At 28.3% G+C, this 23,306-nt stretch carries 20 protein-coding genes; 2 read left to right on the top strand and 18 right to left on the bottom strand.

Translation table 11 applies throughout. The annotated features are described in order from the left end of the window. Position 1 precedes the first annotated feature (1 nt). Positions 2 to 742 (top strand): rRNA methyltransferase, encoded by a 741-nt coding sequence (locus OY14_02560; GenBank protein ID AJA90323.1) that lies wholly within the window; start codon positions 2 to 4, stop codon positions 740 to 742. A 54-nt stretch (positions 743 to 796) separates the two neighbouring features. Here the strand turns inward: OY14_02560 and OY14_02555 are convergent, their stop codons facing one another. The 7 genes from OY14_02555 to OY14_02525 form a co-directional block, all read right to left on the bottom strand. Further along, on the bottom strand, positions 797 to 1,777 hold the full coding sequence (locus OY14_02555) for a thioredoxin reductase (GenBank protein ID AJA90322.1): 981 nt from the start codon (positions 1,775 to 1,777) through the stop codon (positions 797 to 799). A gap of 71 nt (positions 1,778 to 1,848) precedes the next feature. Continuing rightward, entirely contained in the window at positions 1,849 to 3,549 is a 1,701-nt protein-coding gene (locus OY14_02550; GenBank protein ID AJA90321.1) for a phenylalanyl-tRNA synthetase subunit beta, read from the bottom strand. Then, on the bottom strand, positions 3,537 to 5,099 hold the full coding sequence (pheS, locus tag OY14_02545) for a phenylalanine--tRNA ligase (protein AJA90320.1): 1,563 nt from the start codon (positions 5,097 to 5,099) through the stop codon (positions 3,537 to 3,539). Before pheS ends, OY14_02550 begins: the two co-directional genes overlap by 13 nt. An 11-nt stretch (positions 5,100 to 5,110) precedes the next feature. After that, the gene (locus tag OY14_02540; GenBank protein AJA90319.1) at positions 5,111 to 11,599 is read right to left on the bottom strand and encodes a membrane protein; all 6,489 of its coding nucleotides are present in this window, start codon (positions 11,597 to 11,599) and stop codon (positions 5,111 to 5,113) included. A gap of 20 nt (positions 11,600 to 11,619) precedes the next feature. Beyond that, the gene (locus tag OY14_02535; protein AJA90318.1) at positions 11,620 to 12,306 is read right to left on the bottom strand and encodes a haloacid dehalogenase; all 687 of its coding nucleotides are present in this window, start codon (positions 12,304 to 12,306) and stop codon (positions 11,620 to 11,622) included. After that, entirely contained in the window at positions 12,303 to 13,586 is a 1,284-nt protein-coding gene (locus OY14_02530; GenBank protein ID AJA90317.1) for a hypothetical protein, read from the bottom strand. The genes OY14_02535 and OY14_02530 overlap by 4 nt, the downstream gene beginning before the upstream one ends. Then, the gene (locus tag OY14_02525) at positions 13,583 to 14,884 is read right to left on the bottom strand and encodes a GTP-binding protein Der (GenBank protein ID AJA90316.1); all 1,302 of its coding nucleotides are present in this window, start codon (positions 14,882 to 14,884) and stop codon (positions 13,583 to 13,585) included. Before OY14_02525 ends, OY14_02530 begins: the two co-directional genes overlap by 4 nt. An 82-nt stretch (positions 14,885 to 14,966) precedes the next feature. Between OY14_02525 and OY14_02520 the strand changes: the two genes are divergently transcribed. Then, positions 14,967 to 15,713 carry a spore gernimation protein GerM gene (locus OY14_02520; GenBank protein ID AJA90315.1) on the top strand — a complete coding sequence of 249 codons (747 nt, stop codon included), beginning with the start codon at positions 14,967 to 14,969 and terminating at the stop codon, positions 15,711 to 15,713. On the opposite strand, the gene OY14_02515 is transcribed toward OY14_02520, so the two are convergent. The 11 genes from OY14_02515 to OY14_02465 form a co-directional block, all read right to left on the bottom strand. Then, complete coding sequence (locus tag OY14_02515) at positions 15,710 to 16,501, bottom strand: 50S rRNA methyltransferase (GenBank protein AJA90314.1); 792 nt, start codon at positions 16,499 to 16,501, stop codon at positions 15,710 to 15,712. The genes OY14_02520 and OY14_02515 overlap by 4 nt on opposite strands. Next, the gene (locus tag OY14_02510) at positions 16,482 to 17,270 is read right to left on the bottom strand and encodes a phosphoesterase (GenBank protein ID AJA90643.1); all 789 of its coding nucleotides are present in this window, start codon (positions 17,268 to 17,270) and stop codon (positions 16,482 to 16,484) included. Before OY14_02510 ends, OY14_02515 begins: the two co-directional genes overlap by 20 nt. Further along, entirely contained in the window at positions 17,260 to 18,792 is a 1,533-nt protein-coding gene (locus OY14_02505; GenBank protein ID AJA90313.1) for a ribonuclease Y, read from the bottom strand. The genes OY14_02510 and OY14_02505 overlap by 11 nt, the downstream gene beginning before the upstream one ends. Before the next feature lie 71 nt (positions 18,793 to 18,863). Further along, entirely contained in the window at positions 18,864 to 19,235 is a 372-nt protein-coding gene (locus OY14_02500; protein AJA90312.1) for a 50S ribosomal protein L17, read from the bottom strand. A 21-nt stretch (positions 19,236 to 19,256) separates the two neighbouring features. Then, complete coding sequence (locus OY14_02495) at positions 19,257 to 20,291, bottom strand: DNA-directed RNA polymerase subunit alpha (protein ID AJA90311.1); 1,035 nt, start codon at positions 20,289 to 20,291, stop codon at positions 19,257 to 19,259. A gap of 15 nt (positions 20,292 to 20,306) precedes the next feature. Continuing rightward, positions 20,307 to 20,699: a 30S ribosomal protein S11 gene (locus OY14_02490; GenBank protein ID AJA90310.1), complete on the bottom strand. Its 393-nt coding sequence runs from the start codon at positions 20,697 to 20,699 to the stop codon at positions 20,307 to 20,309. 26 nt (positions 20,700 to 20,725) lie between these two features. After that, entirely contained in the window at positions 20,726 to 21,103 is a 378-nt protein-coding gene (locus OY14_02485) for a 30S ribosomal protein S13 (protein AJA90309.1), read from the bottom strand. Positions 21,104 to 21,121: 18 nt separating this feature from the next. Then, positions 21,122 to 21,235: a 50S ribosomal protein L36 gene (gene rpmJ, locus OY14_02480; protein AJA90308.1), complete on the bottom strand. Its 114-nt coding sequence runs from the start codon at positions 21,233 to 21,235 to the stop codon at positions 21,122 to 21,124. Between the two features lie 12 nt (positions 21,236 to 21,247). Continuing rightward, a complete protein-coding gene (locus OY14_02475) occupies positions 21,248 to 22,552 on the bottom strand; it encodes a preprotein translocase subunit SecY (GenBank protein ID AJA90307.1) in 1,305 nt (434 codons plus the stop codon). A 12-nt stretch (positions 22,553 to 22,564) separates the two neighbouring features. Further along, the gene (locus OY14_02470) at positions 22,565 to 23,002 is read right to left on the bottom strand and encodes a 50S ribosomal protein L15 (protein AJA90306.1); all 438 of its coding nucleotides are present in this window, start codon (positions 23,000 to 23,002) and stop codon (positions 22,565 to 22,567) included. Beyond that, the gene (locus tag OY14_02465; GenBank protein AJA90305.1) at positions 22,995 to 23,306 is read right to left on the bottom strand and encodes a 50S ribosomal protein L30; all 312 of its coding nucleotides are present in this window, start codon (positions 23,304 to 23,306) and stop codon (positions 22,995 to 22,997) included. Before OY14_02465 ends, OY14_02470 begins: the two co-directional genes overlap by 8 nt.

The raw sequence follows: 23,306 nt of genomic DNA, 5'->3' as shown, positions 1-23,306 counted from the left end.
AATGTATATAACTCATGCCAATTCAATTATTGAAAGCATTAAAAATAATAAAGGATTTGAACTTTATATATCAAAAACCAGTTCAAAAACTAAAGAAATTGTAAGACTAGCCAAAGAACAAAATATAAAAATAATAAAAATAAGCACAAATGAACTTGACAAAATGGTTAAAAACACAGACCACAGGGGATATGCATTAAAATTAAAACTTGAAAAAAATAAAAATGTCAAAATACAAACCAAAGATTTTGAAAACTTACTAGAAACACTTAAAAAAAAAGAAAATGCTCTTATTTTACTTCTAGATGGAATAGAAGATCCCCAAAACTTTGGGGCAATCCTTAGAACAGCCGAACAATTTAGTATAGATCTTGTTATTACTACTAAAAAACATAGCGCAAAAGACAATTCAACAGTTTTACGCACCAGCTCTGGTGCAAGTCAATATGTAAACAAAATAACAGTTGCCAATATAAACAACACAATAAATTTTTTAAAAAAAAATGACTTTTGGATATATGCTAGCGATATTAAAGGGCAAGATATAAACAAAATCAAAATAAACGACAAAAAAATTGCACTTATTTTAGGAAATGAAGGCAAAGGTATACATAAACTAATAAAAGAAAATTCTGATTTTTTAATACGAATCCCAACTAGCGGCAAAATAGATTCACTTAATGTTTCTGTGTCCACAGGTATTTTAATTTTTGAAATTAAAAGACAATTAAATTTACTCTAAAAACTTAAATTAAATGAAAACTTCATTTAAAAACAAAAAGCATCTTAATAAAGACTATTTTAAAAAATTTCTTAACTCAACAGACGCAATAAAACCTTCAGAAGCAGCAGTAATGGCTTGAGCATAAAGCTTGTTGCTAACATCTCCACATGAAAAAACACCATCAACACTTGTTTTAACAAAATCTTTAGTTATAATAAACCCTTCTTCATCCAAATCTAAAAATCCCTTTAAAAATTCTGTATTAGGCTTATATCCAACAGCCATAAATACAGCATTCACTTCTAATTCATAAACAATATTATCTTTTTTATTAAAAATCTTAACCGAAGAAACAGAAGTTTTTCCATCTACTTCTACAGCTTCTGAATTATACAAAATTTCAATATTTGGAAGCTTTGAAACATTATCTCTTAACATAGCAATAGCTCTAAGATAATCTTTTCTCACAATAATATAAACCTTATCCGCTAATTTGCTTAAATAAATAGATTCTGAAAGTGAAGTATTACCCCCACCAATTACTGCAACCCTTTTACCTTTGAAAAGATGACCATCGCAAATCGCACAAACTGAAATACCCTTATTCCAAAATAAATCCGAATTTTTAAGAGTATCAAGTTTTTTAGGTTTTGAGCCCACAGCAATAATAACAGCTTTACTTTTATAAACATAATTTTTTGTATAAAGGTGAAAAATATCATTTTCCCTTTTTATAGAAAAAACAGTTTCAAGAAAAGATTTAGCCCCAAGATTTACTACTTGCTCTCTCATATTTAACATCAAATCTCTACCACTTATTCCATTTTTAAAACCAGGATAATTATAAACTTCTGTAGTTGTAGTGAGTTGTCCTCCAGGCTCAGGACCTTCTAAAATAACAGTTTTATAATTGCTCATAACAGAATAAATCCCAGCTGTTAATCCCGCTGGACCAGATCCTACAATAATTACATCTTCAACAAATCCTACCTCTTTTGGAGATGAATTTTCACTTTTGGTCGTATTTATATCAATAGTTTCAAATTCCAACATACCTGCACTTCAAACCCCCTCTTAAAAATTTTAATATAAATTCTAACATTGTTAAAATCAACATTAAATGCTTAAGATCGATTCATAAGCCTATTGACATTAACCTCAAAAACTGAACATGGAATAAAAATACCAAAATTATTTAAAACATAAGGTGAAATCTCACCAAAACTACCTATATTAACCCCTTTAACCAAAATATCTGCTCCCCTACCATTAATATAAAAAACAGCTTTTGATTCTCTTAAATTAATTTCAATGTTTAAATAATAAAAAAACGTTGCAACAATTGAATTAATCTCATTAAAAGAAATTTCTTTATCAGCCATTAAAAAAGCTAAATTAGTAAAAGTAATTGTTCCTTCAATAGAATCTAAATCCTTTAAAGCCACCTTGCCAATCTCAAAAATTTTATGTGGATACGGAAAATTAGAACTGATGCTTTCTGATTTTAATAAATTGGGAATTATTGATGCCCTAACATATTCATAATTCTCTGAAATTGGATTAAATACTTTTAAAAAATTTTGATCATCAATGTTCATTTTATCAATGAAATCTTTCTTAGAGCCCATATAATTATAGATCATCTCTTGAAAGCCCATACCCACCATTAAATTCCTAACATTTCTTGAAAACTCTTCCAAATCACTAAGTCTTCCCACTGTAAAGGTCTTGGGAAGCTGTGGACAAAAACTTGCAAGCCCCTCCCCTATCATCACATCTTCAATTACATCAACCTCATGAAGAAAATCGTTTCTATAAACAGGTGGAATAACATAGTTTTTCAAACCCCTAGAATAAGAATTTACTCCCATTTTTTTTAAATTAATACAAATACGTTCTAATGTTAAATTGCTACCAAGCAGTCTATTAACATTTTTCACATCAAACTCCACTTCTTCTTGAAAATAATAGGGGCATACTAATTCTTCAAAATCTAAACCAAAAGGCTTTTGAAACACAGTTTTTATGGGCAAAATTTCAAAACCCATATCATAAAAATCACAAGCTACTACAGATAGCGCTAACAAAGTTGCTTCAAAATCGATACCTGTCACCTCAACAAATAAATCAGTATCACCAACTTTTAAAGATCCAATATTATTAGAATTAATTATCGGGGGATAAGAAACTACATTGTTATTACTATCTAATAATAACGGATATTTATCAAAATTTTTGACAAGATGGGAATATTCCAATCCTTTGGAGTGCTTTTCGTTTATTTCTAAAAGAGAAAGCTCACAATCCATCCCTAATGGAATAAACTTGTGATCAGGAGATGAAGCAACATATCTTATTGGAAATTTAATAAAAGCAGAATTATACATTCCCATTGCAACTCTTTTCCTCTTTTGCCCATAATTTTGACAAAGTTTTTCTTGTAATTGGATTAGTGTCTCAAGCATTCTATTATTAGCAATAAATCCTTTTGCTAAAAACCCAAAAATAAAAGGTCTAATTTGAGATATTTTACTATCCACTAAAATTTCACCATAACACTTTTTAAAATTTCCTTTTTTTGAAAAAAAATCATAAGAAAATGCTTCCCCAAAAAGATACGCTTTTATTTGACGCGCAAGCCCAGTATAAGACCACAAATCTGGTCTATTTGTATCATTAAATTCTATTTTGATTTTCCCCGAACTTTCATCAAACCCATCAAATTCTGCTTTAAAAGGCTCAAGTAATTCTGAAATCTCTGAATTTGTAAAATTTTTTCCTATTTTATCTAAAAAAAGATTTTTGTAAATTTCTACTTTTGGCATTTTACCTTCCCCCGTCTTAAAACAACATCACCAATGTCATAAGTAAAAAGATCTCTCAAATCATTAAGGCCCAAGTGCATTAAAGCCATTCTATCTATTCCAATTCCCCAAGCAATAACAGGAAGATCAATACCTAAAGGCTTTGTAACTTCTGGTCTAAAAATTCCACTTCCCCCAAGTTCAAACCAACCAAGCACAGGGTGTTTTACATGCATTTCAATTGAAGGCTCCGTAAAGGGGAAATATGCAGGAACATATTTAACTTCTGTAGCCCCTGCAAGCTCTTTGGCAAAAATTTCAAGTAAACCAAGCAAAGTTTTAATATTAGCCTGATCTTCAATAACAATCCCTTCAGTTTGATAAAAATCGACTCCGTGAGTTGCGTCTACCTGGTCATATCTAAAGCACCTAACAACTCCAAAATATCTGCTTGGATTTTTAGCATTAATTAATTGTTTTGCAGAAAGAACAGTCCCGTGGGTTCTTAAAACCAATCTCTTAGAAAGATCTTCACTAAAACTATATCTCCAGCCTCTTGAACCTGTTGCATGTCCTGTTTCATGAGCCAATTTTACATTAGAAAAATAAGGTTCGGGTAAAGATTTTTGAATACTAGGCTCTAAAATGTAATAAACATCCTTAATATCGCGAGCAGGATGAAATTGTGGCATAAAAAGAGCATCGTTGTTGAAAAATTCTGTTTCTACTAAAGGACCGTCAAACTCTTCAAAACCAAGACCTACTAATTTGTCCTTAATTTTAGAAATATAATCTAAATAAGGATTAAAACGCCCAATAAAAGTTTTAGCTGATGGAACATGGATATTGTAAGCTCTAAACTTTTTATTCTCATACGTTTTATTTTTTAAAATTTCAGGAGTAAGCTTAGTAAGCTCGTCTCCTGTTAATTTACTTTTTATTAAAAAATTTTTAACTTCCAGTCCAAAATCAGACAATCTAAACTTTAAATCAAGTTTTTCTATTATTTTAAAAAATACAGAATCTGCTCCTTTTTTCTTAGCAAAATTTGATATTAATAAAAGTTCTTCAATTGTTAAACTTTCTCTCAAAAGATCGCTATCTTTTGCTCTTTCTAATAAGACACATATTTTTTTATAATTAGCTTCTACACCGTTTAAACAATTAATAACAATCTGTTTGTTCAAATCAATAGAAAGTATTCCCTCTTTTAATAAATTGCCAAATGCCTTTCTCACCTCCTTAACATCAAGATCAAGCTCTAAAGCTAAATTTGAAGCTAATACTGTCTTTTGAGATAATAGATTTATTATTTTTTCCTCAACAAACCCATTTCTTAAAACGCTAATTCCTTTTTCTGTAGCCTTATAAAATACATTTAATTTTCTATAAATCTCTTCAATAATCCCTTTAGAATTTAACCATTCAATTGTTTTATTTGCCTGACCTTCATTAAACCCTAATTTTTCAATAAGAATTGAAGCAGAAATATTATCTCCCTCATCATTATTTAAAATTACTTTTATCTCAAGAGGATGTAATGTTTTTATTAAATTTAAATCTGCCTTCATAAATATAACCTTTAATCATCCTTGTTGCTTATACCAAGCTCTAAAATAAGCTCAACTTCTCCAATAGATAATTTAGTAGCCCTAGAAATTTCTTCAGCACTCCACCCCTGCCTCATTAATTTTATTACAGAGTTTCTAACAGTTTTATTATTAAGACCAACATTATCCTGATATTTAGAATCTGTTTTGACAAGAATGCCAAGAGTTTTTATTCTCTCTTCTGCTGCAATGTTTAAATTCTCTAATCTTGTCTCCGATTTCACCACCTTTTCTCTCATAGTTAAAGTATTTTTCAACTTATTTTCAATGTCTAAAAGCATTTCTTTCAAATTCTGGGCATTAACTAACACTTCTTCTGATAAACCTTTGTTTAGTAAAAGATTAGAAACAACATTTTCCATATCCTTGAGATTATTCTGAAATTTAGCACTCTCTTTGTTTAAATTATTAAATCTTTTCTCCACTTCATTTATTAAATCAAAGTTTTTATCAACAGACTCTATAGTGCTCTTTAATATACTCTCTTTGTTGCTAATTCTTTCATAATTATCAAGAATAGTTCTCTGCTCATCAGCTATCTCTTTTATTTTAGCCTTATAAATTTGCATTTCATCATAAGATTCAGTTAAACTTCTATATCTACTATCAAACGAAGAATAAAATTCAAAAAATCTATTAAAATCATTCTTAATAGCTTTAATAGATTCCCGTTCCAACTTTAATTCATTAAAAGTTTCAATAATACTTGATGTTTCTTTTTGAATATTATGAAATTCTTTGTTAACGTTTTCAAAATTATTTTTATATTCCTGAGCAAGGTTTATCTCATTTTTTAAAGTTCCCCATAATTGTTCCAATTTATCTTTAAGAGAATAAGCCTCCAAAAATATCGAATTGTTTTTCTCAAGCTCAGCATCTAGCTTTTTAAAATTTTCAATTTGAAAATTTATTTTATCATATCGATCCTCAAACTCTGCTCTCAAATCAGATTTATACTCAACTAAATTGTCTTTAATATCACTAACAAATTTATTAAATTTAATATCATAATTTGAAATTTTAGACTCAAGTTCTAAAACATTAGCATCAACTTCTCTCAACAATTCTTTATAGTTTTTCTTAAATTCACCCTCAAATTTATCAATTTGCTCTTGTAAACCATTTTTCACGGTTTCAATCTCTAATTTTGAATGCTTTAAGCTTTTTTTAAGTTCATCTTCAAGCAAACCACATTCCGATCTTATAGATTTAGAAAAATAATTATATTCATTCTCAATCGATGTCTCAATATTATTCTTGTATAAATTAATTTTTTCAGAAAATTCTGAAATATTTTTATGCATTAATTCAACTTGACCTTCAAAACTTTCTTTATCGTTAAAAATTAAATCACCCATTTCTTGCCTTACTTTCTCAAAATTAGCAGACAAACTTGTAAATTCATGTTCCAATTTTTGATTAAGCTCAAAAATCTTATCTTCAAGATCCTTCTGTTGAGTTAAAAATTTCACTTCTGCTTTAATTAAAATATCTTCAGTTTTCTTATTTACCCTTTCGTCTATCTTTTCTACTTTAAAATCAACAAATTTTTCAAGATCTAAAACTTTAAGATTTAATGCCTCTCCAATATTCTTAAAATCAAGATGAACTGATTGTTCAATTTTTTTAGCTTCGCTTTGCAAATTATCAAACATCTCTTCAGCCTTGGTTTCAAAACCATCCTTAAAAGATTCTAAACCGATCTTGGCATTAAGAATATCGTTCTCAAATGATTTGATTCCAAGCTCAGCAAGATTTATTCTCTTCTCTATTACACTACAAGATTCTTCTTGCCAAGTTTTTACATTATCTTTAATATTTAAAAACCAAGAATCGATAGTATTTTGCCTATTATTTACAAAATCAATAAATTCATCTACTCTACTGGTAATATTGGTTTCCATTAAAACTATCTCATTCTCCATATCTTTTTTCTTAGAAGAAAATTCTTTAGTGAAATCCAAATAAAAATTCTCCTTATCATTTTTAATTTTTTGTTCAATATCTAAATGAAAGCTTTGAATAAGTTCTGTTTTGCTTTCCAAATTTTTAGATAAATCATATTCTAAATATTGAATTTTATCATTGTATAAAGCAATAAAGTTTTCCAAAGAAGATTTAAGTTCTTCTCCTCTAACTTCCAAATCTTTAAAAAAATCTTCTTCTAATAGTTTAAGATGCGAAGAAACATTATGATAAGACTCTTCTTTTAATCTAATAACATCCTTTTCAACACTATTTAAATCAGATTCAAGATTTTTAAGATTTTTAAGTTGAGATTCAAGTCCAAAAATCATATCTTTATTTGAATGTTTAAACTCTTCGCTTAAAGTTGTAATATAAGAATTTAATCTCTTTGAAAATTCATCATACATATCAGCATACTTTTTCTCAAGCTCATCATATTGACTTAAAGCTAAATTGTCAATGACTTTAATTTTGTTGTCAATTTTATTCTCCAAATTCAATTGCTCTTCATTGCACCTTTCTTCAAGCTCAATATATTTAAGATTAAAACCATTAGCTATTTTATCAACACACCCAGCCACTTTATCATTCAAACTTTTTTCTATGCTATCAAAAGTATTTTCAATCGATTTTAAAGAATCAATTCTCTTATGAATTTCATTTTCATACTTTAAAATGTCATCATCAATTAAAGTATTCGCCTTTTTTATACAAACTTCAAAATGATTTTTTATATTCTCCTCAACGCTTACTTTAATCTCTCCAAATTGAGCATTTATAACACCGTAACAATCTTTAATTCTATCTCTCAATTCTTTTTCAAACTCTAAAATTTCTTTTGATCTTTGCTCTACTATCTCAAAATTATGATCCATTTCAGAAATCTTAATCTGCAAATTTTCATCATTGTTTGTAAGTGTTTTATAGATTTCATCTCTAATTTTTGAAATAGCTCCCTCGCTTTCAATCAAAAATGTAGAATATCTCTCTTCAAAATTACTCTCAATAAGTTTAAATCTTTCCTTATAAAGATCATTTAAAAACTCAGACTTGCTCTCAATATTATTCTTAAGATCATTTGTTATCTCTCCAAATCTCTCTTTTGCTTGCATAATATCACTATCAATAGTTCTCCTATAATCAATCGCTTCCTCTAACCTAGATTTGTAATAATGTTCAATCTCTTTAACAAACTCACTAATTTTTGCTTCTCCATCATCTGTTAGATCTTTAACTCTCAATTCAAATTTTTCAACTTGATACTTTGATACATCAAAAGATTCTTTAAGTTTTTGAAGATTTTCATCCATACTTTTGCTAAGGCTATCTATTCTATCTGTTAATCTTCTATTTAGATTTTCAATCTCATGCATTATTTCATTTTCAAGTTTGCTAGAAATATTTTCTGAATAACCTCTATAATTAGATATAACTTCATTATATTTCTCATTAATTTCTTTGTTTATATCATTGAATTTTACATTAAGAGAATCAAGAGTAATATCTATATTGGCCTGAAAAGAAGCAAAATCTGTTCTTTTATCTTGCAACAGACTGTCGACCTCTTTAACAAATTCCTCTGAATTATTTAAAACTGCAGCAAACTTTTTTGACAAATTTTCTTCAAGCTCTCTAGTATCTTTATTAAAATGGTTCATTATATCTTGTAAAAGTTCATTAGAATATATTGCTCCTTGATTTCTAAAATCATCTATTTTTTCAAGATAATAACTCTCAAGACCTTCTATGGACAATTGAAGCTCTTTAATTTTTGAAGTCATCTCAGAATCTATTAAATCTAGATCCACTTTACCCGAAGATAATAAATTTTCAATTTTAACAGTTATTTCGTTTAATTTGCCTTGCCAATCACTAAGCTTGCTGTCTATTTCAGTATCAATTGAATCTTTCCTATTTAAAATATCTTTAGAAATTCTATCTAAAAAATCATCAATTTGCTTTTGATTGTCCGTTTTTATATTAGAGACAATTTGAAGTTTTGATTCAATAAATTCATTAAGATCCGATTTAAAATTATTCAAAACATCTTCTGATTCAATTTTAAAATCTTTTAATTTATAATCACATTCCTCAATCTTACTTATAATAAAATTATTCTTATCATCAAATTTTTTGTTCAAATCTTCAAGCATCAATACACTTTTATCTTTAATGATCTCTGTTTGCCTATTAATAAATTCTTTAATTCCCAATAAAACCTCATCACTTTGTGAATATGACATATCTTTTAATTCTTTATATTTTTCTATCATTAAACTCTCAATATCGCCTGTTTTTAACAAAACATATTCCACCCGATCGTTAACATCTCTTTCTAAATTTTCTATTTTTGAAGTAGCAGATGAGAGTAGTTCTTCACTAGAAATCTTAATATCAAGCAAAGATTTATTTAAAGCAATAAGCTCCTCCTTCCAACTACCATGCATGTCGATAGCTTTTTTTTGAATATGATCTGAAAGATCATTAAAAACACTCTCACTAAGCTCTCTGCCTTTGTCTTTTTGAATCTCAATTAAACTTATAAATTCTTCATTTGTTTTATTTATTTTAGATTCAATATTTTTTAAATTAGAATCCATTTCACCTTGCCAATTTGAATATTGGAGTTTACTTTCTTCTAGCTGACGAACAAAAATATCTATCTCATCGTAATAACGATCCTTAAACTCTGCTATATTTTTACCAATTTCATCTTTAATACTGATCAAACTATCATTAAAATCTTGCTTTAAAATCTCTTGAGTTTTTTCAAACATATTACCCAAAGATCCAATTTCATTCTCTAATTTTTTGTTTAAATCTTGAAATTCTCGATAATTATTAATTGCTTCTTGAGATAATCTGTCAAATTTCTCACCATACATTAAAGAAAACTCATCTATTTCTGATGTTAATCTATCTGTAATGCCTTTATATTTAGATTCCATTTGGTCTTCAAATTTAGAGCTGCTAGAATCTAAAGATTCAAAAAGAGCTTTGTACTTAACGTTTAAGTTATCACTTAAATTTGAATAATCATTATTAAACCTACTATCAATTTCTTCAAAATTAGAAATCAAATTATCATTAAGCTTAATGAGCTTGTCTTGAATATTTGAATCAACATTTAAAAGTTGGGATTCTAATTGAATTTTAAGCTTATTAATATCATCTTTAAAACTCTCACTAAATAATTCAATATCTGATACAAACTTATTTTTAAATTCAAGATATAGTCCATTAGAATCATCTTCAAGTCTCTTCATTAAAGCGGTAGCATCTAACTGCACACCTTCCATTTTAGAATTCAAGTCTAACAAACTAAGCTCCACCCTTTCTCTAATGTTCTTATCAACTTGACTTATTTTATCTTCATACTCCCCATAAATATTTTTAAGATTCAACTCAACTTGAGATCTAAATTTATCAAAAACATTATCAACCTGCTCCTCATACTTTCCCATCTCTATTCGTATTGACTCCTCAAGTGAATTAATTCTTGAATAAGCATTGTCCTTAAAAGAAGAGCTCATAGAAGAAATCTCGTCATCTATTAAAATCAATTTATCCTCAAGTTTATCTTGAATTTCTCTAGAACGGTCATCAACGTATGTAAATACATCTTTAAACTTATTTTGTAATTCTTCATTAAGCCTATTTAAAATAAAATCTTCTTTCTCATTAATCTGATTCTTTACCCTCTCCATAATAAGCTCTATAGAATCTTCTATTAACTTATATTTGTTTTCATAAAAGACAAAAGAGCTCTCTATCTCTTTACTATATTTGCCAATATTAAATTCAACTTTTTCAAGAAAATCGTTAAACTCTAAATCTAATTTTTCATCACCCTTAACTAAAATATCCTTTTTTCTCTCTTCAATATTTGCCAGATCTTTTTCATAAAGATCAATCTCTTTATTCAAATTATCCATTTTTAAAATAAGTTCTTTAATATTAATATCAAACTTTTCCCAACTAGCAATTTTAATAGACTCGAGATTTTCTTTATTGGTCTTATCAAACTTTTCTAACACTGAATTCAAATTTGATTCAACTGAATCAATCTGAGTATTAAATCCTTTTAAAGTTTTTGAAAGTTTATCTACTATTTTCCCATCAACTTGCAATCTTTGTATATTCTCTTGAACTTTAAGAGTCATCTCATCAAGATCCTTAAGCATAGAATCATGATAAGCTATTTTTTTTTCGACTTCTGCAAAATCATTGCTTTTGTTTTTAATCTTTTGCTGAACTTCATCAATCTTTTTTATTATTTCTATACTAGATCTTTGATAAGCTTCCATATCAACAGCAAGATCATTAATCTCTTTTGTCTTGTCTTCAATAAAATCTTCAAGATTAACCTTTGCAAGATCAATGAACTTTTTAATTTTATCTAAAGCTCTAGAACGTTTATCATACTGTCTATAAACAAACAAAACTATTGAAACCAAAAAAAGGTTAACCAAAATAGTTGCGAAATCTATCATAAAATAATTTTACCCATATTCTATATATTCAAACGTATATATTCTCTTAAGTCTTTATAATCATGAAAAATAAAATCAATCATCCCCTTAGAGATTTTATGCTTTTTTGAAAAAAAAGCTGCTTTCATTGAAACATTTTTAGCACCCAAAATGTCATATTCATAAGAATTCCCAACATATAAAATATTATTACCACTTAAATTCAAATCCTCAATAACTTTTAAAAAAGGTATTTTATGTGGCTTTAAATACCCAGTATCTTCCGAAGAATAAAGAATATCCCAAAAACTGTCTTGAATATCCAATAAATTTTTGACACGACCTAAAATAGGAAAGTCTGACATTACACCCAACTTTATTCCCTTAAATTTAAGCCAATAGATTAAATCTTGAACTCCAAGATATGGTTTGAGTTTTTTAAACTTATCGCTAAAAATCTGGCTGTAATATATTTTATTTAATAAAAAAGCACACCGATTCTCACCGTAATTTAAATATTGAGAGAGCATTTTAACTTGAATGGCAAACAATTCATCCCTATTTGAAGGCGAAAATTGATTGCTTTGCAAAATTCGTATTTTTTTTCTAATTCGTTTAAAAGCTAAAAAAAACTTAATATTGGTTAAAAATTCAAACAACATTAATTTATTTCTATCCATCTCAGGATACAAAGTGCCATCTAAATCAAATACTACAGCTTTAATCATAATGATTGATTATTTGCCTTTACAGGTAATTGATTATTTGCCCTTACAGGTATTGGAACTATAGGTAAATTTTCAGGAACCTTGACTCTAACTAAATGAATATAAGATTTTGGATATCTTTTTTGAAGAGACTTTATTGAAGTCTCAGCATTAACTTCATTAACAGAAACTCTAAAAATTCTATTTTCATCAAGAAATGGAAGAAATAAAACAACATGTTTATGAAGAATCATACCCGAAAAATCGTTAGCACCTGTGCTAATAGACCCAAAATAAATATATCCAGGCTCATCTAAAGCCAAACTATATAATAAAAACTCTAAATTTTCAATTTTATATCCACGATTCTCAATATAATCAAAAAACTTAATGTTATTAACATCATTTTCCTTAATTTTAGATAAATCTAAACCCTCATTAATATTATTTATCCTATAAGCAATATTACGAATCCAATCAAGTCCAAAAAAAGGATCCTTATTAAATTCATGGCCTTTAGTAAAAACATTACCCCTAACACCAATATGCCTAAGCTTAAGATCATCAATTCGTAAAAGACGTCCTGTCATTGATTTGTAAATAGAATCTGCTACCCATTTAACGAATCCTGAACAATTAAACCCCACAGGATCTTTTTGTAATAATCCAGTTTCTATGTAAACCATTTTGCCATGCTCATTCATTGCACCATCAACAACCTCAGCAATGGGGAAATATGCAAGAGCTTTCCTTAAGCTAATTACCATATTAGAAACATTTTTATAAATATCAAAATATTCAGGAATAAAATATCTAAAATCAATAACTTTGCCAATATAATTTATTATATTGGCAAGAGAAATTACTGCAATATCTTCAATCTTAAAAGGTAATTTAACGTCTTTATAAATTAAAGTATTTAGTAAATAAAAATCAGCACTAGAAGAAAATTTTGAAGACTTTATTCTAATAAATGTATCACCCCTATTTACAAAAAATATTTTTATCTGCTCAATCCCATCTTTACCCACTTTAATTACATAAGATCCCGGAAAAATATATTCCACATTCTTTTTTTTATTAAAAAAAGAATAGTAAACATAATCAGAAGAAACTGCACTTGAAACTTCTATATAATAATTCTTTGCAACAAAATGCTTTATTGGACTTATTTTTTTTTGTACATAGCTTGAATTAAAATATTTTGAATACATACTCCTTACATCAAAATCATAAAAAAAACTCTCAAGTGCAAAAAGATTTAAACTCCTAATTATTAAAAATAAAAATATATATTTCACTTTAAATCTCTTATTTTTTCCCTCAATTCTATTAAAATTGGAATATTTTTATACCCAATTTCACGTAAATTATTTACTAAATAATTATAGTAAGAATTTGGGAAATTCTTTATTTTATTTGCAAAAAGAATAAACTTGACAGGATTAGTACTAACTTGTGTAATATATTTTACTTTATGAGAAACATTTAAATGATAATCTTTGATCCATAAATTTAACATTCTATTTAAATCTGGAGTGCTGGTCTTCAACTCAAGCTGATCTTTTAACTTAAAAGCCTCTTTAAAAAGAGAGTTTAGGCCTATATTTTTATGAACAGAAATTCTAAATACAGGGGCAAAATTTAAAACAGGGAAAAAGAACTTCACACGACTTTTTAAAGTTTCAAAATGGCCCTTAGATTCTCCAACAAGATCCCATTTGCTAAATACAATAATAATTCCTTTTCCTTTTTTAGTCGCATAATGAGCAATCTTTTTGTCCTGAGAAGTTAACTCTTCTTTAACATCAATCAACAAAAAAACAACATCTACCATATCAATTACTTTTAATGCTCTATTAACAGAATAATATTCAACAATTTCATTTACTCTTGCCCTTCGCCTTATCCCAGCTGTATCAATAATCTCAAAAACTTTTCCATTTTTAGTAAACCTAGTTTTAATAAAATCTCTAGTAGTACCAGGTTTATCTGAAACAATTGAAACTTCATCTCCAGATAAATAATTAATAAGAGTAGACTTGCCTGTATTGGGCTTGCCTATAATCCCAACCTTAATGTTAGCTTCATCCTCAATATTAGCTTCACCGACTTCTACTTTTAAAAAATCTCTAAGCTTAGTAATACCTCGACCATGCACTGCACTAACAAAAAAATATCGCTTAAATCCTAAATTATGAAATTCATGAGCTAAAAATTCCTTATCTTTAGTATCTACTTTGTTTAAAACCAAAATTACCTTGCTAGAATATTTTCTCAATCTTTCAATAATTTGATAATCCTCAAGTAAAATTTCATTAACATCTAAAACTAATAAAATTAAATCAACTTTTTCTAAAGAGATTAAAACTTTTTGAACAACAATTTTACTAATCTCATCTTTTAAGATTGAAAATCCACCAGTATCAATTAATTTAAAATTAAAAGAACCAACCTTACAAACTTCTTCAACTAAATCTCTAGTAACACCGTAAGCATTCTCAGTAATACTTCTTTTTGAATCTAAAATTCGATTAAATAAAGCAGATTTCCCAACATTTGGTCTACCAACAATAAGAACCTTTTTATAACTAAGCAAATATACCTCTTTATTTATTCCGATATTTCCATTATAATATCAAATATTAGTATTTATGCCAATTGCACATGAGTAGTTTATATTGAAAAGAAAAAAAACTTCAAGCTCAACCAAATCAGACATACTTTTAATTTTAATTGCTATTATCTTAACAATAGCTAGTTTACTATTAGTAATCAAAAATTCTCTTATTATGCATATTTTTAAGGAGCAAAATTACGATAATAGTATATTTGAATCAAGTGAAACACAAAATAATAAATTAATCGAAGCTAAAAAAGACACAAGTAAAAGTACAAATATAAAAATGCTGAGAAATGAAAGTTTTTTAATCCAGCCACCAGAAATAAAAAAACTTGAAGAAGAGCTTAAACAAAACCAAAGAAATAATAACCTTAAAAACAAAACATTTATTAAACTTTATTTTATAAAAGTCACCTCCGAAGGTTATTTTTTAAGACAAACCGTAAAAAGAGCTATATATTACGACAAAAATATTTTAGAAGAAACGCTAAAATCTTTAATCAAAGGGCCAAATGAATACGAGCTAAAAAATAATTTTTTAAGTTTAATCCCCATAAAAACCAAGCTGTTGAACTTAAGTCTAAGCGAAGGAATTGCCAAAATAAACTTATCTAAAGAATTTTATGAAAATAGTTTCGGTATTGAAGGAATAATTAATCAAATTGCTCAAATAACTTTAACATGTCTTGAAATTAAAGGAATTGATGGAATAATTTTAACAATAGAAAACAATCCAATAATACTTGAAGAATTAAACTTAAACTTTTCAGGAATACTAAATAAAAAGACTTTAGACAAATACTAAAATTCAATATTGCTAAGCAATAACATAGAACTTTCAATATTTAACACATCTGACCTAACAACTAAAAACATAAACTCCTGATTGCCTTTTTTACCTTTGGTTTTTAACTTTAATATATTTTTAACTTGTAATTTATTTTTATAAAATTTTTCAATTACACTTTGCAAAATTATCTTCAAATACTTTATATCCACAACACCATTAAAATTTTTTATATCTAAATTTAAGCTTTTAAACTCAAACTGGGGCTTGATCAAAACTATAATAAAATTATCAGAAAGTTTATCGATTAAATTTGCACATATGCTTATTGATGATCGGAAAGAAACATCTACAACGGCAAAATTAGGCACAATGCTAAATTTTTTAACATCAAAAATATTGGTTTTCTCCAAAACTTTAACTCTTGGATCAATTCTCAATTTATAAGAAAGTTGATTAATACCTACATCAATCGAATAAACATAATTAGCACCACACTGCAAAAGACAATCGGTAAAACCACCAGTTGAAGAGCCAACATCAATACAAATTTTATTTTTAACTTCAATCTCAAAACTCTTAAGGGCTTCCAAAAGCTTATACCCCCCCCTTGATACAAATACTTGAAAAGTATTCTCAACTAGATCTATTTTACTAGTTTTATTTACTAATATTTTGGGGTTTTTTTCTTTATGAGAATTTACATATATATTACCTGTTAAAATTAAAACTATTAATTCTTCTCGTGTTTTTTCTGGATAACTTTTACAAAGTATATTTAATAAATTATTTCTGGATCCTTTCAATTTTTAAAGCACGACCTGTCTTTAGATTAGAAGTAATAATAACTCCCTGTAAAACTATGTCATCTTCTACAACTTCAGCTCTTAAAGGAACATATTCAAGCAAGCCTTTAAGAGAAATATTAGGACTAAATCCTATTACAGAATTCAATCCACCCGTCATTCCAACATCACTAATATAAGCTGTTCCTTTTGATAAAATCCTTTCATCTTTAGTCATAATATGAGTATGAGTGCCAACCACACCTGTTACAAAACCATTTAAAAAATAACCAAAACTTTCTTTCTCATAATTACTCTCAGCATGAAAATCTATAAAAATGGTTCTAGCCTTATTATTCAGCATATTAACCAATTTTTTTGCATTATCAAAAGGATTCTTAACAATAAAATTCATATTTAAAAACCCCTGAACATTAGCCACAGCAACCTTTTCATTTCGAACCGTTAAAAAACAATAACCATGCCCATCTAATAAATCTGAAAAATTATTTGGTCTTAATATATACACTTGCTTATTTAGATAATCATTTATTTTATAATTAGAATATACATGATTACCTGTAGTAATAACATTAACCCCTGATCTAAAAAGATTATTTGCTATTTCCGGTGTTATTCCAAAACCATTTGAAGAGTTTTCTCCATTAGCAATTACCAAATCTATTCTATATTTATTCTTAATATGCTTAAGATTAAAAAAAACTTTTTTTAATCCACTTTCGCCTATTATATCTCCAATTATTAAAGTTTTAATCGTGCTATCTTGCATATTCAATAACTCTGGTTTCACGAATAATTGTAACTTTAATTTTACCAGGATACCTCATTTCAGCTTCTATTTTCTTAGCAATGTCTCTAGCAAGTAAAATTGATTTTTCATCATTAACCAAAACATTGTCAACAATAATTCTAACTTCACGACCAGCTTGAATCGCATAACATTTTTGAACACCTTCAAAACTATAAGCAATGTCCTCAAGTCTTTTTAGTCTATTTATATAGTTATTTAAACTTTCACGCCTTGCACCAGGACGAGACGCCGAAATTGCATCTGCTATTTGAACAACAATAGCTTCAAGGCTCTCAGGTTTTACTTCATTATGATGAGCAGCAATAGCATTAACAACAATTTCACTTTCTCCACAACTTTGCGCAAGTTCGGCGCCAGTAATAGCGTGTCCTTCACTATTATCAGAAATGCTTTCCATACCTTTCCCAATATCATGCAAAAGACATGCTCTTTTTACTACAATAGGATCCAATTTCATCTCTTTAGCTAAAATTTCTCCTATTATAGCTGTTTCCTTGGAATGGCTTAAAACATTTTGACCATAACTGCTTCTAAAATAAAGTCTTCCTAATCCTCTAATAAGTCTCTTGTCAAGTCCATGTATATTAAGATCAAAAACCACTTTCTCGCCTTCTTCTTGAATAATGCTATTTATCTCGTTGGTAACATTATATACAACCTCTTCAATCCTAGCAGGATGAATTCTACCATCTGTTACAAGTCTTTCTAAAGTTCTCTTGGCAAGCTCTTTTCTTATTGGATCAAAACAGGATATAACAACAGCTTCAGGAGTATCATCAATGATAATGTCAGCTCCTATTAAAGTCTCAAGAGCTCTAATATTACGCCCTTCTTTTCCTATAATCCTTCCCTTCATTTCATCATTGGGCAATTCAACAGAAGCTACTGTAAACTCCGAACTTACCTCTGTGACAATACGCTGCATAGTAGATACTAAAATATCTTTTGCAACTTTATCTGCTAATAAATGGGCTTCCTGTTCACTTTTATTGATAATAATCTGAGCATCTCTTCTAGACTCATTCTCAACTTTTTCAATTACAATTTTTTTTGCATCTTCTCTTGTAAGCCCAGAAATACTCTCCAATCTTTTAACAAGATCAGCTTCTTTTTCTCTTATTACTTTTTCTTTTTGTTCAAATTCTTTAATTTTAAAATCAACCCTAGACTGCTGCTTATCAAGAGCAGATATTCTTTTATCTAAAGTCTCTTCCCTTTGTAATAATCTTTTTTCTAGATTAACAATCTCATTTTTCCGATCTCTTATATCCCTATCTTGCTGGTTTTTCTCTTTAAGCATTTGAGATTTTGCATTAGCAATAATTTGCCTTCTTTCATTTTCTATCTCTAATTGTGATTCTTCCTTTACTTTTGTCAGATTCTTTTCTAAATCTAATAAAGACAATCTACCTAAAAAAACTCTTACTAAAAATCCTAATATAAAGCCAGCAAAAATAGAAGAAAAAATAATATATATCATATCATTTAACTCCTATTCTGTTTAAAGCAACTTAAAATTTAATCTTTAAAACAGTACGCTCAAATTATTAATTATTCAACTTTTAAAGGCTTTTCAACTAATTCTAGGATAGCCATTTCAGCTGCATCTCCATACCTTTTCCCTAATTTAATTATCCGAGTATACCCACCATTCCTTTCTTTAAAAACAGGAGAAATTCTAACAAACAGCTTATTCAAAATAGACTTATCATGTATAAATCTTGATAACTCCCGCCTATTATACACAGTGTCAACTTTTGCCTTTGTAATCAATCTTTCAGCAAATCTTTTAACTTCAAATAACTTTGCCTTAGTAGAAGAAATTTTCTCATACTTTAAAAAAGAAATTACCATATTTTTTAAAAGCGCTCTCCTATGACTAGACTTCCTATTTAATCTATTAAAACCCAATTTTGTTTTCATAAAACAAGCCAAACTCTCCTTTTATTCAGATATTTTAATACTCTTACTCAATACAGATAAAGCATCTTCTTTAGACATTCCCAAAAACAATCTATAAGAACCAAGTTTTTCGATTATCTCTTCTAAGCTTTTCTTCCCGAAATTCCTTGCTTTAGAAAGCTCCTCTGCACTTTTACTAATAAGTTCTCCTAAAGTTCTAACATTTTCTTTTGCCAAACAATTTAAAGATCTGACTGACAAATCTAATTTTTCAATACTCATATCAAGCAAATTAGAATCTTCTGATTTTGACTTTTCAAAAGATACACTAGCATTGTCTTCAAAATCTACAAGAGGAAACAAAAACTCTCTTACTATTGATGCAGCTTTTTTTATTGCATCTTTGGCAGAAATCACACCGGTAGTCCAAATTTCCATTACAAGCTTGTCATAATCTGATCTTTGACCAACCCTAGTATCTTCTACAGAATATGAAACTTTCTCTATAGGAGAAAATATAGAATCTAAAGCAATAACATTAACTTCTTCTAAATATTTAGAATTTTGCTCAGAAGATATATAACCCCTGCCATAATTAATTTGAAATTCAAAATCCAAATTCACATCATGTGATAAAGTAGCTATAACTAAATCTTTATTAAAAACCTCAACTCCATCTCTTTCAAAATGAGAAGCTTTCAAAACATTGGTCTCCTTGCCACTAACACTAAAGCTTATTGTCTTGCTTTGCTCTCCTTCTCCAAGCTTCAAATGGATATTTTTAATATTAGCAATGACTTCAAGAGTATCTTCAGAAACTCCAGGAATCAAATCAAATTCACTTGAAACAACCTTTGAAGAAGAATCTTTATTGTTAGACTGGATTCTCATAGCAGTAATAGCATACCCTTCAATAGAAGAAAGCAACACACGCCTTAAAGTATTACCTATAGTAACTCCAAAGCCTCTTTCAAAAGGATATATTGTAAATTTACCATAAGACCCATCATCTTGGCTTTTTAAAAATTCAATTTTTTCAGGTATGGTGAAATCTTTCAAAAGTTTTTCCACAGGCATCATAACTCCTTATAATTAAACTCGTCTGGTTTTTTTAGGTCTGCATCCATTATGAGGAATAGGAGTAATATCTGAAATTGATTTTACAGTCATTCCAATAGAACCAATAGCTCTTATTGCAGATTCTCTACCAATCCCTGGCCCCTTTATATAAACATGAACATAATTAATTCCAAAATCTTTTACCTTATTTAAAGCAGATTCTGCTGTTATTTGAGCAGCATATGGAGTTGACTTTTTAGCTCCTTTAAAACCCATTCCACCAGCACTCGCCCAAGCTAACGCATTCCCTTTTATATCGGATACAGTGACTATGGTATTATTAAAAGTGGCTTGTATATATACGTTTCCTTCTCCAATATTTCTTTTCAATTTTCTTTTACTATTAGTTGACAATTTCGCGCTCAACTTATCCTCCAAATCTTAAAAACTATTTACTTGCTAGCTATTTTCTTATTAGCTACAGTTTTTCTTTTTCCTTTTCTAGTTCTTGCATTAGTTTTAGTTCTCTGGCCTCTTAAAGGCAATCCTTTTCGATGCCTAACGCCCCTGTAACACGCTATATCCATAAGCCTTTTGATAGACATAGCAACTTCGCTTCTAAGTTTTCCTTCTACAATATAATCACTCTCAATCACCTTTCTAAGTCGATTAACTTCATCATTACCTAAGTCTTTAGCGATTTTGTTTGGAGAAATGCCTGACTTACTACAAACCTCCAAAGCTCTTGTTCTGCCTATACCATAAATAGAAGTAAGCGCTATTTTTAATTGTTTATTATTTGGTAAATCTATTCCCGATATTCTAGCCATTTTATTTCCTCTAATTTTTTACTTTTGTCTTTGTTTGTGCTTTAAATTATCGCAAATAATCCTTAATACACCTTTTCTTTTTATAACTTTACATTTTTCACAAATTGGCTTAACACTTGCTCTAACTTTCATAATCAAATACTCCTAAATTTTTTGCAAAAACGCATAATTCTTTTTATTTCCATGAGAAAACCCTTGAGTTTTTAAATAAGCATCAATATGAATCAATGTATCAAGCGCAACCCCTACCATAATAAGCAAAGAAGACCCCCCCATTATCCTCGAAACATCATGAGGAAATCTAAAAATATTTTGCACTAAAAATGGAATAATTGCAATAATTGACAAAAAAATAGATCCTGAAAACAAAGTTTTATTCATAATCTCATCTAAATATTTTTCCATCTCGTCAGACTTTATTCCAGGAATAGTACCGCCATTCTTGCGGATATTATTACTTATATCTTTAGGGCTTAACTGAATCTTAGAATAAAAATATGTAAATCCTATTATCAAAATGACATTTAAAAAAGTATAATAAAATCCATTAGGCCTTAAATAAGATAAAATTTGCCTAGCTATAGAAGAAGTTTCTGCAAAACCACTTAAAATTTGTAAAGGCAAAGTAATCAAAACAGAGGCAAAAATAACAGGCAAAACACCTGATGGATTCAATTTGATTGGCAAATACGAACTAACTGTACTCTTAGAATTTGCTCTAGCATAATGAATAGCAATTCGCATTTGAGCTTTATATTCATATATAATCAAGATAACAACTAAAATAAATATACTTATAACAAGTATCACAAACACAGGATTAACATTTTGAGAAGGATCCTGCATACTTTGGAATAAATTAAACAAAGCTGCTTGCAGTCTAACCACTATGCCGGAAAAAATTATCAAAGATGTTCCATTGCCTATACCTCTTTGATTAATCTGCTCTCCAAACCACAAAAGAATAAATGTACCTGTGGTAACTGTTAAAATAGCAATAAATATATATCTATAAAAAGGAATGGTAACGGCACCTGGAATGCTCTTAGCATAAAGACTTGTTGCATATCCTTGAACTACAGCTGCTACTATTGTTAAATACTTTGTATATTTTTTAGTCTTTTGTCTGCCACCATCACCTTCTTGCATTTTTTTCAAAGAAGGAAAAGAATAAACAAGAAGCTGAACAATAATAGACGCTGAAATATAAGGGCCTATACTAAGCATAAATATAGAAAAATTACTAAAAGCTCCGCCTGAAAAAAAATCAAAATAATTAGCAATTGAAAAATCTGATTGTGACTTAAAATAACTCTTAAGCGCTACAGGATCTATTCCTGGTATTGGCAAATACGAACCAACTCTAAAAAGAAAAAGAATAAATAAAGTAAATAAGAACTTATTCCTTAAATCCTTAACAGTAAATAAACTTAAAAATAATCCTTTCATTTTTATTCCATTTTAAACTAATTTAATAGTACAACCAATTTTTGTTACAAGACTTTCGGCCGATTTAGAAATTTTAGAAACCTCAAAAGGAATTTTTTTTGTAAACTTGCCATTAGACAAAATCTTAATTCTTTTATTTTTTTTTCTTATAAGTTTATTTTCAAGCAAAGTATCATAATTTACCACTTGTCCATCTTTAAACTTTTTATCTATATCTCCAAGATTAACAATTGCATATTCCAATTTATAATCATTATTAGAAAATCCTCTCCTTGGCAATCTTCTATAAAGAGGAGTTTGCCCACCTTCAAATCCAAGTCTTGGTGAAGTATTTCTTGCTCTTTGCCCCTTTTGGCCTCTTCCAGAAGTTTTACCAAGTCCTGAACCTGGACCTCTTCCAATAATTTTACGTCGCTTACTAGCTCCCTTAGGTTTTAATAGGTTAAACATTACTTACCTCACTTAATAAAATCATATTAATAGTTTCGTTAAGCATACCTTTAATAGATTTATTTAAAAAATGCACCTTTTTATCGCCTATTTTATTTAAACCTAATGCTTTTAAAACTTTAACCTTTTTCTTTAATTTCCCAATAAGACTTCTTACAAGAATAATTTGTACATTGATATCGTTTTTAGAAATAATTTCCCTATTCTTTTCGATTCTTTTAATAAAACATTTATTCTTAGATCTAGACCTTGAAGCATTAAATCTAGCTTTCTTTAACTGTAATCTTAATTTCCTTTTAATCAT

Source organism: Borreliella chilensis (assembly GCA_000808095.1).
GTDB classification, from domain to species: Bacteria; Spirochaetota; Spirochaetia; order Borreliales; family Borreliaceae; genus Borreliella; species Borreliella chilensis.
This window is presented reverse-complemented; position numbering and strand designations above follow the sequence as displayed.

Coding starts and splice junctions, on each gene's coding strand:
- OY14_02560 (AJA90323.1), top strand. CDS start 2: ATGTATATAACTCATGCCAATTCAATTATTGAAAGCATTAAAAATAAT.
- OY14_02555 (AJA90322.1), bottom strand. CDS start 1,777: ATGTTGGAATTTGAAACTATTGATATAAATACGACCAAAAGTGAAAAT.
- OY14_02550 (AJA90321.1), bottom strand. CDS start 3,549: ATGCCAAAAGTAGAAATTTACAAAAATCTTTTTTTAGATAAAATAGGA.
- pheS (AJA90320.1), bottom strand. CDS start 5,099: ATGAAGGCAGATTTAAATTTAATAAAAACATTACATCCTCTTGAGATA.
- OY14_02540 (AJA90319.1), bottom strand. CDS start 11,599: ATGATAGATTTCGCAACTATTTTGGTTAACCTTTTTTTGGTTTCAATA.
- OY14_02535 (AJA90318.1), bottom strand. CDS start 12,306: ATGATTAAAGCTGTAGTATTTGATTTAGATGGCACTTTGTATCCTGAG.
- OY14_02510 (AJA90643.1), bottom strand. CDS start 17,270: ATGCAAGATAGCACGATTAAAACTTTAATAATTGGAGATATAATAGGC.
- OY14_02505 (AJA90313.1), bottom strand. CDS start 18,792: ATGATATATATTATTTTTTCTTCTATTTTTGCTGGCTTTATATTAGGA.
- OY14_02500 (AJA90312.1), bottom strand. CDS start 19,235: ATGAAAACAAAATTGGGTTTTAATAGATTAAATAGGAAGTCTAGTCAT.
- OY14_02495 (AJA90311.1), bottom strand. CDS start 20,291: ATGCCTGTGGAAAAACTTTTGAAAGATTTCACCATACCTGAAAAAATT.
- OY14_02485 (AJA90309.1), bottom strand. CDS start 21,103: ATGGCTAGAATATCGGGAATAGATTTACCAAATAATAAACAATTAAAA.
- rpmJ (AJA90308.1), bottom strand. CDS start 21,235: ATGAAAGTTAGAGCAAGTGTTAAGCCAATTTGTGAAAAATGTAAAGTT.
- OY14_02475 (AJA90307.1), bottom strand. CDS start 22,552: ATGAAAGGATTATTTTTAAGTTTATTTACTGTTAAGGATTTAAGGAAT.
- OY14_02470 (AJA90306.1), bottom strand. CDS start 23,002: ATGTTTAACCTATTAAAACCTAAGGGAGCTAGTAAGCGACGTAAAATT.
- OY14_02465 (AJA90305.1), bottom strand. CDS start 23,306: ATGATTAAAAGGAAATTAAGATTACAGTTAAAGAAAGCTAGATTTAAT.